Source organism: Rhodococcus indonesiensis (genome assembly GCF_047782815.1).
Classification (GTDB): Bacteria; Actinomycetota; Actinomycetes; order Mycobacteriales; family Mycobacteriaceae; genus Rhodococcus; species Rhodococcus indonesiensis.
Map to the genome: position 1 here is coordinate 5416906 of NZ_CP180630.1, position 14242 is coordinate 5431147.

At 65.1% G+C, this 14242-nt stretch carries 12 protein-coding genes; 1 reads left to right on the forward strand and 11 read right to left on the reverse strand.

All coding sequences use genetic code 11. The features are described from left to right. Positions 1-105 precede the first annotated feature (105 nt). The 5 genes from ACM26Y_RS24965 to ACM26Y_RS24985 all read right to left on the reverse strand — a co-directional run bounded on the left by ACM26Y_RS24965 (position 106) and on the right by ACM26Y_RS24985 (position 5030). Positions 106-1251, reverse strand: a complete 1146-nt coding sequence (locus tag ACM26Y_RS24965; RefSeq protein WP_416062253.1) for a Re/Si-specific NAD(P)(+) transhydrogenase subunit alpha — start codon at positions 1249-1251, stop codon at positions 106-108. Between the two features lie 97 nt (positions 1252-1348). Further along, complete coding sequence (locus tag ACM26Y_RS24970; protein ID WP_416062254.1) at positions 1349-2344, reverse strand: ABC transporter substrate-binding protein; 996 nt, start codon at positions 2342-2344, stop codon at positions 1349-1351. Between the two features lie 52 nt (positions 2345-2396). Next, a complete protein-coding gene (locus tag ACM26Y_RS24975) occupies positions 2397-3233 on the reverse strand; it encodes an ABC transporter ATP-binding protein (protein ID WP_416062255.1) in 837 nt (278 codons plus the stop codon). An 18-nt stretch (positions 3234-3251) separates the two neighbouring features. Continuing rightward, a complete protein-coding gene (locus tag ACM26Y_RS24980) occupies positions 3252-4091 on the reverse strand; it encodes an ABC transporter permease (RefSeq protein WP_416062256.1) in 840 nt (279 codons plus the stop codon). 144 nt (positions 4092-4235) lie between these two features. Continuing rightward, positions 4236-5030: a TauD/TfdA dioxygenase family protein gene (locus ACM26Y_RS24985; protein WP_289378473.1), complete on the reverse strand. Its 795-nt coding sequence runs from the start codon at positions 5028-5030 to the stop codon at positions 4236-4238. Between the two features lie 244 nt (positions 5031-5274). Between ACM26Y_RS24985 and ACM26Y_RS24990 the strand changes: the two genes are divergently transcribed. After that, a complete protein-coding gene (locus ACM26Y_RS24990) occupies positions 5275-6069 on the forward strand; it encodes a GntR family transcriptional regulator (RefSeq protein ID WP_289378475.1) in 795 nt (264 codons plus the stop codon). A gap of 79 nt (positions 6070-6148) precedes the next feature. On the opposite strand, the gene ACM26Y_RS24995 is transcribed toward ACM26Y_RS24990, so the two are convergent. The 6 genes from ACM26Y_RS24995 to ACM26Y_RS25020 form a co-directional block, all read right to left on the reverse strand. After that, complete coding sequence (locus ACM26Y_RS24995; RefSeq protein WP_416062257.1) at positions 6149-9400, reverse strand: protein kinase domain-containing protein; 3252 nt, start codon at positions 9398-9400, stop codon at positions 6149-6151. 612 nt (positions 9401-10012) lie between these two features. Continuing rightward, the gene (locus ACM26Y_RS25000; protein ID WP_416062258.1) at positions 10013-10213 is read right to left on the reverse strand and encodes a hypothetical protein; all 201 of its coding nucleotides are present in this window, start codon (positions 10211-10213) and stop codon (positions 10013-10015) included. Between the two features lie 63 nt (positions 10214-10276). Next, positions 10277-11437 (reverse strand): thiolase family protein, encoded by a 1161-nt coding sequence (locus ACM26Y_RS25005; protein ID WP_416062259.1) that lies wholly within the window; start codon positions 11435-11437, stop codon positions 10277-10279. A gap of 29 nt (positions 11438-11466) precedes the next feature. Further along, the gene (locus ACM26Y_RS25010) at positions 11467-12246 is read right to left on the reverse strand and encodes a crotonase/enoyl-CoA hydratase family protein (RefSeq protein ID WP_416062260.1); all 780 of its coding nucleotides are present in this window, start codon (positions 12244-12246) and stop codon (positions 11467-11469) included. Further along, entirely contained in the window at positions 12243-13007 is a 765-nt protein-coding gene (locus ACM26Y_RS25015; protein ID WP_289378484.1) for an SDR family NAD(P)-dependent oxidoreductase, read from the reverse strand. Before ACM26Y_RS25015 ends, ACM26Y_RS25010 begins: the two co-directional genes overlap by 4 nt. Before the next feature lie 60 nt (positions 13008-13067). Beyond that, a complete protein-coding gene (locus ACM26Y_RS25020; RefSeq protein WP_416062261.1) occupies positions 13068-14216 on the reverse strand; it encodes an acyl-CoA dehydrogenase family protein in 1149 nt (382 codons plus the stop codon). Between the last annotated feature and the right edge of the window lie 26 nt (positions 14217-14242).

Consider the following 14242-nt stretch of genomic DNA (forward strand, 5'->3'; position numbering starts at 1 on the left):
ATTCGTGTGGTTCGAGTAGCTCCACGGAACTGAGCCGTTCGAGTGTTCCGGCCGCGACATCCCCAGTCCACGACAGGGCGGTAGCGAGCAGAAGACGGATGTTGTTCAACGGAATGCTCCTGCCATCGTGGTCGAATCGTTCGTCGCGGTGCGCGGGGTGACGCACGCGCCGGCGAGGATCTCGTCCGAGAAGTCCGGCGCGAGCCCGCCGTCCTCGTCGAGCATCAGCTCGAGCAGGGCCACGACGTTCTTCGAATACAGCTGCGAGGCGTGCTCGGGCATGGTCGCCGGCAGGTTCAGCGGGCTGGCGATCGTCACCGCATGCTTGACCACCGTGCGTCCCGGCTCGGTCAGCTCGCAGTTGCCGCCGGTCTCCCCGGCCAGATCCACCACCACCGAGCCCGGCTTCATGCCCTCCACTGCGGCGGCGGTCACCAGCCGCGGCGCCGGCCGGCCCGGCACCAGCGCGGTGGTGATCACCACGTCGAAGCCCTTGATGGCCTCCTCGAGCGCCGCCTGCTGCTGCGCGCGTTCGTCCTCGGTGAGCTCGCGGGCGTACCCGCCCTCCCCGGCCGCGTCGATCCCGAGATCGAGCCACTGCGCCCCGACCGAACGGACCTGATCGGCGACCTCCGGCCGCACGTCGTACCCGGTGGTGCGCCCACCGAGGCGCTTGGCCGTGGCCAGCGCCTGCAGCCCGGCCACCCCCACACCGAGCACCAGCACCGTGGCGGGCTTGACCGTGCCCGCGGCGGTGGTGAGCATCGGGAAGAACCGGGTGGACTCCGACGCGGCGACCAGCACCGCCTTGTACCCGGCGACGTTCGCCTGCGACGACAACGCGTCCATCACCTGCGCCCGGGAGATCCGCGGGATCGACTCGACGGCGAACGCCTGCACCCCGGCCGCGGCGAGCGCACCGATCTGGTTCTCCGCATTGCGGGGGGCGAGGAACCCGATCAGGGTCTGCCCCGACCGCATCCGCGCGACCTCCGCGTCCGACGGCGGCGCCACCTTGAGCACCACGTCCGCCGACCACCCGTCCCCGATCCGCGCCCCGGCCTCGACATAGGCCTCGTCCGGGATCAGCGCACCGAGCCCGGCCCCGGCCTCGACGACCACGTCGAGCCCTTTTTTGATCAACGACGGCACGATCATCGGCACCAGCGCGACCCGCCGCTCGCCGTCGCCCGTTTCCCGAACGACACCGACGGTGGAATCGGGACGGGCCCCATGTCGAGTGATATTCATGAAATCGCTTTCCTTCGTCGAGCGAGTACCGACACCGACGTATGCGGCCGACCGATTGGAAACACTGCATCGGACAGGGGACGGTGCTCGCCCCGGTCTACTGCTGCTCACCGCACTCGGCCATCACGTGATCGGCATACGGCAGCTCCGATTTGTTCTCCTCGAGGATCCACTCGCTGACCTTGCTCCACTTCTCCTGATCGACCTGGTACGTCCAGGACAAATGCGTGCGATTCCAGATCTTTTCTGCAGTTTCCTCCGGCACCGCCAACAACGTGGACAGCTTCTGCACTCCCGCCTCACGATTCGCATCGTCCGAGATCCACGCGCCGGCGCGCTTCATAGCGGTGCAGAAGCCGTTCACGACCCCGGGATTCTGCTGTTGAAACGCTCCCGTGGTTGTCCACAGGGTCTGCATCCCGAACGTTCCAGCCTCGCCTCCGGTTCCGTCCAGTGAACTTGCCAAGGTGTGGACGTCGAGGCCGTGCTGTTCCAAGAGAGCGATCGTGGATGTCGCCCCCACCGTGGCGTCGACCTTGTGGTTGCGCACAGCTGGTTCCATGGTGGCACCTGAACCCACCGCGACGTATGTGACGCTGTCGGGATCGATTCCGTGATCGGCGAGTACGCTGCGCGCGAACTTCTCGGAAAAGCTCCCGCGCTGTACGACACCGACCTGCTTACCGGCGAGCTCCGCAATGTTCTCGATACCACTGTCCTTCAAAGTCACCAGGGACATATCGAGCTGCCCGAACGGTGGAATCGCGAGGATGTCCTGGCCCTGTGCCATGGCTGGCATCACATTCTCCGGCGTTCCGACGGCAATCTGGGTCGTGCCGCCGATGAGAGCCGCGGTCAATTCCGGCCCCGAAACGGAATTGACTGTTTCGACCCGCAATCCGGCATCGGCAAAGAACCCTTCGTCTTGCGCCACGAGGAGGGGAAAGGTGAGGGAGTTGCTGTTCATGTTGCCGACAGTGACCGATGCAACTCCGTCGTCGGCCGTGACCGATTCGGTTCCGCTGCATGCCACGAGGACACCCAGTGCAGCCACTGCGCCCACCAGGGTGATCGTCCGGCGGGATCTCGACATCGGTGCTCCTTGGAATAGTGAAGTTCGTACAGGCATGGTTCGGCGCATGGGATCAGTACAGTTGCGCGCGAAGACGCTCGTAGATCGACTGATATCGACTGTCCCCGGCGATGGTGGCGAGATCTCGTGGGCGGTCGAGTTCGACTCTCACGTCGTCGAGAACCTTTCCTTCGCCCATCAGCACGACTCGATCCGCCAATGCGACAGCCTCTCCCAGGTCGTGCGTTACGAAGATGACGGTGCGATGTTCCTCGCGCTGCCACAGCTGAAGGAACTCTTCTTGGACCGACAGTCGCGTGTTGACGTCCAACGCCGCGAACGGCTCGTCCATCAGCAGGACGTCAGGATCCAGCGCCCAGGTGCGAGCGAGCGCAACTCGCTGTCGCATTCCCTGCGACAGTTGCCACGGCCAGAGCTTTTCCGCCTCGTCCAGGTGCACTGCGTTCAGCCATCGACGGGCGATGCTGCGCCGCTCTGCCTTACCCATTCCGCGCAGTTCCAGCCCGTATTCCACGTTACGAAGCGCGGAACGCCAGGGCAACAATGCATCTCGCGCTGGCATGAAGCCGAGGTGATGTCGGGCGGAACGCGGCTTCTCGCCGACGACCGACACCGTCCCCTTGGTGGGTTCGACCAGGCCGGCAACCATATTGAGCAATGTCGTCTTCCCACAACCGCTGCGTCCCACCACGGCCGTGAATTCCCCTGCGGGAATAGACAGGTCGATGTCGGTCAGCACGGTCCGCGTACCACCCCGGGGGTCGGGAAAATCGACCTGCACGCCGGCGAGCACGATCGCGTCGTGACGGCGATCCTGCGTCGCATGCGCAGTGGGGGCAGAGCTTTGTTGCACCATCGATGTTGCGCTCACTTCTTCACTCCAGTTCATGTCCGAGTATCGGATCTGTCAGCGGTCGACGGGGGGCTGCCAACGCAGGAAACGGCGCTCAGCCAATCCCATAATCTGATTGAGAACTACTGCGATAGCCGCGAGTAGCAGGAGGATCGCATAGACGGCCTCCATCCGATAGGTTGCGGAGTACGTTGCAATCAACTGACCGAGTCCGTTTCGCGCCGAGATCAGTTCCGAACCGACCACCCCGAGCAGGGAGTAGATCAGCCCGAGACGGAGCCCTGCGAAGATGGCCGGGGTCGCCACCGGCAGAAGCACCTTCACGAATATCTGGTACTTGCGGGCTCCGAGGACCGTCGACATGCGTAGCCACTCCGCATCCGTGGAGCGCACGCCGGCGCGAGCTCCGGACAGAACCAGGAAGAACACCAACGTGGATGCCAAGGCGACCTTCGCGGAGGTGTTGATACCGAGAGCGACGATGAACAACGGCGCGAGAGCGATACGGGGCATGGCGTTGGCCGCTTCGAGATAGGGCGTGAGTACACGCTCTACCCTGGGCAGCAACCCCAAGGCCACCCCGACGATCACACCGACCGACCCGGCGAGAATCCAAGCGATCAGGACCGCGGTCATCGTGTACCGGGTGTTGCTCCAGAGCTCACCCGATTGAACTGCAGCGACAAAGTAGTCCCACGACTGTCCGGGAGACTTCGCAAGAACGGGGTCGAGCCATTGCTGTGTGGCCGTCAGCTGCCACAGCCCCAGCCATACCACCGCAAGCAGAATCTGTGCCGCGAAAACCGTCCCGTTCTCCCGGGAAATCCGTAGTTGCCTACTGCGGGAACGGGTGTGGTCTTTCTTCTGAGTCGAGGGATCGTCAGTGAGTTGCATGGATGCTCCGATTGGTAGCCACGGACATCGAACGACGATGACGTTCGTTCCGTCCGCTGTGATAGTCGGGGAGGTTTCTCGACTCGATCGGTCGGTCGCGCCGGCGCGCACCCGTGGCACCGTCCGCGTGAGTACCTCAGGGATTCAGATCGGCTTCTCGCCGTGGAGTGTGACGCGATTCAAGACGCGTTCTCGGTCGCCGTAGCCATGGACGGCGTAATGCATAGTGCATCGGTTGTCCCACATGACCACATCGCCTTCTCGCCAGCTGTGGCGATAGACGTTGTCGGGGGTGACCGAACTCTGATAGAGGTATTCGAGCAGAGCGTCGCCCTCCTCGCGGGTCCATCCTTCGAGGCACACGTTCTCGCGGTGCCCGACGTACAGCGCCTTCCTCCCGGTTTCGGGATGGGTGCGCACGAGCGGGTGTACCGCACTGGGGATTTCGGCCTGGTCGACTTCGAGCATGCGCCCGAGCCGTGTTCCGTGGAACCGAATCCGTAGCGTGTCGAGCACGTCCCTCATGGCTGGGCTCAGTCGCTCGTACGCGTGGTACTGGTTCGACCACATCGTGTCACCGCCGGCCGGCACGGTGACAGCAGAGAGAATCGAGATCTTCGGAGGCACCTCGGTGAACGCAGCGTCGTAGTGCCATGCCTCGGTCGCCGTCGTCTCCTTCTTGACGTTGGCGATCTGGACGACCTCAGGATTGCCGTCGAGTGGACTGAGCATCGCCGTGACGACGGGCTCACCCCACAACCGCGCAAAGTCCACCTGCGCAGAGGGCTTGATGTGCTGATCGGGGAATACCAGAGTGCAGTGGGCGAGAAACGCCTCCCGCAGGTCGTGGAACACTGCCGTGTCAATTGGCTCATCGAGCCGGATCCCCTCGACACGAGCCCCGATCGTACCGGTGAGGGGAGTGATCTCGAGCGTCATATCTTGACCTCTTCCGAAGAGCGCCTGAAGCGCGCGGCCAGCGAGTGCTACAGATCACAAGCTAACATCGACTAGTGTTTATGTCGACAAAAACTTTAGGACGGGCCGTTCGGGCTGCCGAAGTCCGCTAGGTGGCACACGCCAGGGGCCGGGTCGGATACAATTGTCGTCGACAATAAACTCAGCCCGTCCACCTGTGGCGCATGGGCACGGCGGCAACGGAATTCACGCAGGAGTGTGACGTATGGCGCGCCAACGAACTCAGGACCTACCCGATCTCTCCGCGCTCCTGCTTCCACGCAACGAGTGGATGGTCGCCATCGAACAGGCGGTTCTTCGTCGCCAGCAGGACGCCATAGCGGCCACCCCACTGCCGGAGCAGATCGCCGCCAAGCTCGCAGCACTGATCGTGCTCGATTTCGTCCATACAGGGCAACGACTCCTGGAACAGGAGATCAGCGCCGCGCTGAAGGTGAGTCGCGCACCCGTACGTGAGGCTCTACGCATCCTCGAGCGCGATCGCCTGGTCGAGTTCCAGGCTCGTCGCGGTGCGATGGTTCCGGTTCCCCATGCCAAAGACCTGCAGGACGTGTTCGATATCCGCTCCCGCCTGTACGGAATGATCCTCCGTGAGGAAATGCTGGAACAACACGACGACCTGGTCGAGCTGTTCGATCGGCACATCCCACGAATCCTGCGTGCATCCGACGAGTCGGTCGATGCGTACGCTGTCGCCACCTTCCTCCTCAACAGCGAAGTGGCGGAGCTGTCGGACAACCGAATTCTCGCCGATCTGCTGCAATCCGTGTCCCTGCAGACGCTGCGCTACGTGCGCTTGGCCCTTGCAGCCGACCCCGACACCATCCGGCTCAACCTCGAGGGCTGGCGAGCGCTGCATGAGGCAATCCGCGCCGGTGATGTCGAGAGGGCAGTGGATCTGGCCCGGACGAGAATCGCACGAATCCGAGCCTCCGCGGTGGAGCACCTCGGCAACGACGAGACGGACGCGGAGAACAGTTTCGTCGAGACCGGATCATGAGCGCACCCACTCGATTCTCAGCATGGGTGGTCCTGTCGCGCTATGGGTGACGTGCGGAATCTCCGGTACGGCACCGCGTTCAGGGGTGGTCCGGAGTATCGGACTGCTGCGTGACCCAGGCCGTGATCTGCGCTCGGGAGGATAGTCCGAGTTTCCCCACGATGTGTTCGACGTCGCGTCGAACGGTGCGTGGGGAGATCGCGAGTCGTGCAGCAATCTCCTTGTTTGTCAGGCCCTGTCCGACCAGGGCGGTGACCTGGAGCTCGCGTTGGGTCAACGTGGTTGCGGAACCGAGGTCGGGCGGCACGACCAGGGGATGCTCCTCCACGGCATAGGTCATCGCTTCCTCGGGACTCAGCGACTCGCCGACACGAACCGCAGCCGCGAATGCTCGCGAGCCGAGTACACGGCGTGTGGTGATCTCGCACTCCGTATGGGATTCGGTCAGATCAGGTATTTGAACGATGGAGGTGCCGACGCGCTGTCGAAGTGCTTCGGCTGAACCCAACAGGACAGCAGCACGCTGGAACCGTCGTTCCCGGGACGATATCCACGCGAGGATTTCCAGGCACCATGTGGCTGCGAACGGATCGTCGACCACAAGGGCCAGCTCGAGCCCGGTCCTCAGCAGATGGACTGCGCGATCGCGTCGGCCCTGCCGCCACATCACCAGCCCCAGGGTCAGGGAGGAGCGGCCCCGGTACACGGATTCGCCGTGCAATTCGGTGATCCGGATCGCCTCTTCCAGACAGTCGGTGGCGTCCTGGGAGTGTCCGAGTATCTCGTGCGCCAGCCCGAGCCCATGCAAGGCCGTGATCTGAGTAAAGACACTGCCTGTGTCACGCAAGACGGGGAGTGCTTCGGTGTACGCCCTGACGGCGCGTTCCGGATCGCCGTTGTGCAGGGCATGTACCGCGTCGGCGTGATGCACCAGGGCGACATCGAGTGCATTGTTCCGCGCCGCGGCCAGGGTGCGTGCTTCTTCGATCAGGGTCGCTGCCTGCTCGCAATCCTCGTGACGGCTGGCAAGGACACTGGCCGCATTCAGTGCCTTCACCCGTAGGGCGATGTCGTGGTCACTCTGGAGTGCGAGTGTCCGCTCGAGCCAGCGCCGTCCCTCCCGGAGCAGCCCCCGAGAGAGCCAGAACGGAAACAGAGCCGTGGCGATCTCGAGGCCAGTTGCGTCCGGAACACCACCGGTCGAGGCCAAGCCGAACTCCATCGCTTCACGCAGGTTCGGTCGTTCTCGCTCGAGTCGAGCGAGCCAGACGAGTTGGTGGGCGCTTATCCATTCGGACTCTGCTGCAACGGCCAGCCGGCGGTACCAGTGGTAGTGCCTCCTTCGAAGATCTACGAGCGTGCCGGCCTGCGACAACTTGTCGCGGCCGTAGTCACGCAGCGTTTCCAACATGCGGAAACGCGCCACGGTCCCGGCGTGCTCGCGGACGAGAATCGACTTGTCCACCAGCGATGCGAGAAGGTCGAGCAGTCCGATCGGCTCTGCATCGTACATACATACCTGCTCTGCGGCATCGAGTTCGAAACCGCCGGCAAACACCGACAGTCGACTCCAGAGCTGCTGTTCCGACGGAAGACATAGTGCGAAACTCCAGTCGATGCTCCACCGCAAGGTCTGTTGACGGGCCGGGGCGTTCCGGCTCCCTCGGGTCAGCAACTCGAACCGGTCGGTCAACCGCTCGAGAACCTGCTCGGGCGTCATCGTCCGCAGACGCGCGGCCGCCAATTCGATTGCCAGCGGCAGACCGTCCAGCCGAATACAGATTCGGTTGAGGGTGGCAGCGTTGTCCGGCGTGATTTCGAATCCGGGTACTGCGGTGGCAGCTCGCTCGGCAAACAGCGTCACTGCATCCCAGTCGGCCACGTCCACCGATGCCACTTCGTCTGCCTCATCCGGAACCGGGAGGGGCAATACCCGAAAAGCTACTTCACCTGCGATGGTCAGAGTTTCCCGACTCGTCGCGAGAATCCTCAGTTCTGGACAGGTACGCAACAGCGTCTCTGTCAGGTGTGCGACCGCATCGAGGATCTGCTCGCAATTGTCGAGCACCACCAGGGTTTCCCGCGCTTCGAAGAACGCCACGAGTGTCTGCACGTGTTTCGGCGAGCGGTTCCTGAGCCCCAACGCGTCCGCCACGACCTCGCCCAGTAACGAACCATCACGCAGTTCTCCCAATTCGACCAGTCGGACTCCGTCGGCGAAGGCTCGTCGAAGATCGCTCGCGACCCGCAGCGCCAGTCGGGTCTTGCCCACACCACCGACCCCCGTCAAGGTGACCAGCCGAGAGGTCGACAACAGCTTCTCGACCTGGGCGCGGTCCTTTCGCCGGCCCACGAAGCTGGTCAACTCCAGAGGAAGCCCCCCTTCGGCGGCCGAGTGCGGAGAGGGCACGGGCGGGACGGAAGGTGAGGGTCCCGACGACAATCGGGCAGCCGACCGCAGGTCCCGCGCTGTGTCGGTTCCGGGGTGTAGCGCCATCTCGTCGACCGGGTCACCACGGGACAGCTCGATCTGCTGCAGGGCTTCGCCCAGCATCGCCGGCGAGGGGCGTTCGGCTGGATCTCGGGACATCGCGCGTTCCACCAGGGCGGCGAAATCATCGTCGATACCGGATTCGCGCAGGTCCGGCGCTGGGTGCGTGGTGATCCGCAGGAACTGGGCCACCACCTGCTCGCCACTTCGACGCTCGAACGCTGCATGCCCCGTCAGCGCCGCGAACAGTGTCGCTCCCAGTCCGTAGACATCCGAGGCCGGACCCGGGGGATCACCTCGGAGGACCTCCGGAGCCGTGAAGGCCGGCGAGCCGGTGACCGTTCCGGTGGCGGTTTCGAAGCCCCCGGTGATGTGCGCAATGCCGAAGTCGGTCAGCGCCGGTTCGCCGTAGTCGGTGAGCAGGACATTACCGGGCTTGACGTCGCGATGCACGATCCCGAGCCGGTGAGCCGTCTCCAGCGCACCCGCCATCTTCACTCCCAATCTCAGCGCCTCTGTCACCGGCAGCGGACCGTGCCGGCGAATCCGCGCGTCGAGCGAATCCTGCGGATGGTAGGGCATCACCAGGTACGGACGCCCATTTTCAGTCACTCCGACCTCGAGTACATTCACCACGTTCGGGTGGCTGGTCAGTCGTCCCATCGCCTGCTGTTCCCGCAGAAACCGCGCACGGCTCTCGTCGTCCAGATCACCGGAGAGCACCTTCACCGCCACCGTCCGATCCAGAGCAGGCTGGGCGCAGCGATACACCACACCGAAGCCGCCGCGCCCGATCTCCCGGACGTCGTCGAACCCCGCCGAACGCAATTCCTCCCCCATCGGAGAGGCAACATCGCGCTGGGTTCGAAGCGGGTCACTGGGGGTCCCCAACGCGCTATCCGTCCCTGGACCGCCCTGGCATACCTGACATCGCCTCCCTACCTCTCGACAATGTCTCCCCAGATTATCGCCCCTGGCATCGCTCAGCGGAACCATGGCACGGGTGCGGGTCGAAAACACCGGGCGCGGCCGGCCTCGTCGACGTCACCAGTGATCAGGATCGGGTCGCTGCAGGCACGAGGACTCGTACCCCTCCGAGGTCCGGTCCCGCCCACCCAGCCGGATCAGCGGGCTGCGTGACGAACAGGAGGAACGATCTGCTGCCGGCACCCGGGGAGAGAAGCGGCCGAGAGACCACCACGCTGGAAGCACCACCGGTCCGACGCCGCTACGGCGACCGCTCCAGCGGGAGCACACGTTCGGTGACGAGATTGTTTGCGCAACAACTTCAGCCAGAACCCGCCCGCACGGTAGAACGAGGCAGTCCATTGCGACAGCGAGCAGCTCTGCTGCCGGAGGCGACTCCGGCCGACACCACCTGCGGGTGCCCGATGGGAGTTCGAAAGGACTTGTCTTTCAGCACTTCCGGGAATCGACCCGGGTGGGCCCTGGTCAGTACCTTGCCTCGATGCGGCACTCGCCGTTCCAGGAAGGCAGTTCTCCCAGATCGGGAGCCAACAAGCGGTCGAGCAGTACGATCGGTACGGCCAGCAACCACGAGATCGGGACGGCGAACAGCTTTTCACTTACAAACTTCATCTCAGGTCCTGAATCGAGAAAGACGGTGGAATAGTGACGGCTCGGGCGCCGCACGAGCAGACGGTGCCCGGAAGCGCGAGGGGTCCGGCAGTACGTTCGTGATCATCGGGGGCCGGTTCAGCGATCGGCGACGCTCTCGAAGATGGTGGCGTTGGCCATGCCGCCACCCTCACACATCGTCTGCAGCCCGTACCGGATGCCCTCGGCGCGCATGTGGTGGACGAGAGTGGTCGTCAGGCGCGCACCCGAGCCGCCGAGCGGATGGCCGAGTGCGATCGCCCCGCCCAGCGAGTTCACCCGATCCTCCGAGGCACCGGTTGCCCGGAGCCAGGCCCCGATGACACTGGCGAATGCCTCGTTGACCTCGAAGGCACCGATATCGTCGAGGGTCAGGCCTGCTCGATCGAGCACCCGCGCCGTCGCGGGAATCGGCCCGGCCAGCATGGTGACGGGATCGTCGCCGATCACTGTCGCGGTGTGCACCCGCGCCAGTGGTGTCAGTCCCAGCCGGCGGGCGCGCTCTCCGGACATCATCAGCAGCGCGGCTGCACCGTCCGAAATCTGAGATGCGTTGCCCGCAGTGACCCGCCCGTCCTCGTCGAGAACCGGATCCAGCTGACCGAGCTTGTCGAGCGTTGTGGCCCGGCGAATTCCTTCGTCGAATTCGAACTTCGTCCCGTCCGGCAGGGTCACCGGCACGATCTCGCCGGCGAAGCGACCGTCGTCGACCGCCTGGGCTGCTCGCTGGTGTGAGCGCAGACTGTACTCGTCGAGCCAGGTGCGGCTCAACTCGTACCGACCGGCGAGAGTCTCGGCGCCGCGAATCTGATTGAATTCGACGCCCTCGTACCGCCTGCGGATCGCGTCACTGTTCGGGTCTCCGAGGCCGACGCGCCGCGCAGATCCCATCGGGATCCGGGTCATCGATTCGACGCCGCCAGCAACGGCGATGTCGTACTGGCCGGAGATGATACCGGCAGCGGCGAAATGCACTGCCTGCTGGCTGGATCCGCACTGACGCTCGATGGTGGTGCCGGGAACCGACTCCGGCCAGCCCGAGGCGAGAACGGCGTTGCGGGCGATGTTGCCGGCTTGCTCGCCGACTTGGCCGACGCACCCCCACACGACGTCGTCCACAGCTCCGGGCTCGATGCCGGCGCGATCGAGGAGTGCGGTCAGGACCGTTGCGGACAGATCGACTGGGTGGACGTCCGCCAATCCGCCCTTGCGACGCCCGATGGGGCTCCGGACGGCTTCGACGATGACTGCGTCACGCATGTGTGTTCCTGTTCTCTCGTTCTCGGGGGTCACGACCCGGTCCAGACCGGAGTGCGTCGTTCGGTGAAGGCGGCGGCACCCTCGCGCGCGTCGTTCGAGTCGAACACCGGCATCACAATGCGCCTGGTGCGCTCGAAGGCCTCGGCGGGCGGCCAACCGGGCGACTCGGTGACCACCTTCTTGCTCGCCTGCACTGCAAGCGGGCCATTGGCGGCGATCGTTTCGGCGAGGGCGAGCGCTTCCTGCAGCACCTCGGATTCGGCGGCCAGACGGTTGACCAGGCCGAGCGGGTGCAGTTGAGCGGCCGTCATGGAAGCCCCGGTGAGAATCATCTCCAGTGCCACCGCACGCGGCAAACGTGCCGGCAGCCGGGTCAGGCCACCGGCGGCGGCGACCAGACCACGCCGTACCTCGGGCAGACCGAACGTGGCGGTCGGTGCGGCCACCACGAGATCGGCGGCAAGGACGATCTCGAATCCGCCGGCGAGCGCCGGGCCGTCGACAGCGGCGATCAACGGCTTGGCGGGAGGCGCCTCGACCAGGCCGGCGAACCCGCGACCCTCTACGCGGGGGCTCTCGCCCCGGAGGAATGCCTTGAGATCCATTCCGGCACAGAAGTACCCGCCGGCGCCGGCGAGTACGCCGACACTCAGATCCGGGTCGTTGTCGAGCCGGTCCATCGCCGATGCGAGCGCACTCGCCATCTCCCGGTCGACGGCGTTGCGGACGTTCGGACGGTTGAGCGTGACCACCAGCACCCGGCCCCGCCGTTCGGTCAGCACCACGCGCTCGGGAGTCCGGTCGGTCATCGGGGGGCCATCCGGATTGCGCCGTCGAGGCGGATCGTTTCGCCGTTGAGCATGCCGTTCTCGATGATGTGCGCGGCCAGCGAGGCGAACTCGGACGGCTCGCCGAGGCGCTGGGGGTGCGGGACCGAGGCGGCCAGGGCCTCGCGGATGTCGCTGCGGGCGTTCAGCAGAAGTGGGGTGGCGAACACACCGGGCGCGATCGTGCATACCCGGACCCCGACACTGGCAAGGTCGCGGGCCGCAGGCAGGGTCATCCCTACCACCCCGGCCTTGGACGTCGCGTAGTTGATCTGCCCGATCTGGCCCTCGAAGGCGGCGACGGACGCGGTCAGCACGCACACACCGCGGTCGCCGTCGAGCGGCTCGTTGGCAGCCATCGATTCGGCCGCATAGCGGAGCACGTTGAAGGTGCCGATGACATTGAGGCGTACGACCGACTCGAACGGTTCGAGGTCGGCGGCCTTGCCCTCTCTGGTGAGGATGCGCATGGGTTTGCCGCGGCCCGCGCAGTGCACGACGGCGCGTACCGGGCCATGCTCGGCGGCCGCGGCGAATGCCGTGGCGACGGCGTCCGAGTCGGTGACGTCGGTCGGCACGAACTGCGCGGCCGGGCCCAGCGACGCGGCCTGCTCGGCGCCGGGTGAGCCGGGAAGGTCGAGCAGGGTGACGGTGGCGCCGGACTCGACCAGACGGGTGGCGGTCGCCAGTCCGAGTCCGGATGCACCGCCGGTGACGACGGCGTTGATGTCCTTGATCTGCACTTCGATGATCCTTCGATGCGGTCCGGACGCGAGGCGACCGGAACGGGTGCGGTGAGAGGCTCAGAGCCCCATCGATTTCGAGATGACGCTCTTCATGACCTCGCTGGTGCCACCGAAGATCCGGGTGACCCGGGCATCGGCGTACAGCCGGGCGATGGGGTACTCGGTCATGTAGCCGTAGCCACCGTGCAGCTGCAGGCACTTGTCGATCACCCGGGCCTGCAGCTCGGTGCAGAACAGCTTCACCTTCGCTGCGTCCGCCGGGGTGAGTGTGCCGTTGTCGAGGGCGATGAGCGCCTGGTCGACCATCGATTGCCCCGCCTGCAGATCGGTCGCGCATTCGGCGAGTACGAACTTGGTGTTCTGGAAGTTGGCCAGCGGTGTGCCGAACACCTGGCGTTCCCGAGCGTATTCGAGGGCGAGGTCGACTGCCGCGGTGGCGGTGGCGAGACCGGTGATGGCGATCGACAGCCGCTCCTGTGGCAGGTTGTGCGCCAGCATCGCGAATGCGGCGCCCTCCTCGCCGAGGAGGTTCCTGGCCGGCACACGGACGTTGTCGAACGTCAACTCGGCAGTGTCGGACGACTTCATACCGATCTTGTGCAGGTTGCGGCCTCGGATGAATCCGGGCATGTCCCCCTCGACCACCAGCAGCGACAGTCCTTTGCGGCGGTTGTCCGGATCCTTGGAAGTACGTGCCACCACGATCACCAGTTCGGCATTGATTCCGCCGGTGATGAAGGTCTTGTTGCCGTTGAGGATGTAGTCGTCGCCGTCGCGGACGGCGGTGGTGGCGACCCCCGCGAGGTCCGAGCCGATGCCGGGTTCGGTCATGGCGATGGCGCTGACCAGGTTGCCGTCGGCGAAGCCCGGGAACCAACGGTCGCGCTGTTCCTCGTTGGCGTACTCGAGGAAATACGGCAGCACCGTGTTCAGATGCACCTGGAACCCGCCGAGCGAGGCCGCGGCGTAGCCGATCTCCTCGTAGACGACGGTATTGAACAAGAAGCTGTCGATACCGCCGCCCCCGTACTGCTCGGGCACCTGCAGACCGTTGATACCGATCTCTGCGGTCTTCTTGTAGAAGTCGCGGGGGATGCAGCCCTGGGCTTCCCAGTCGGGCAGGTTCGGAGTGATCTCCTTGGCGATGAACTGGCGGACCGTGTCGCGGAAGGCGTCGTGGTCTTCGGTGAAGATGGTGCGTTGCATGGTGATTCCTTTGAGAAGCGGGGCTG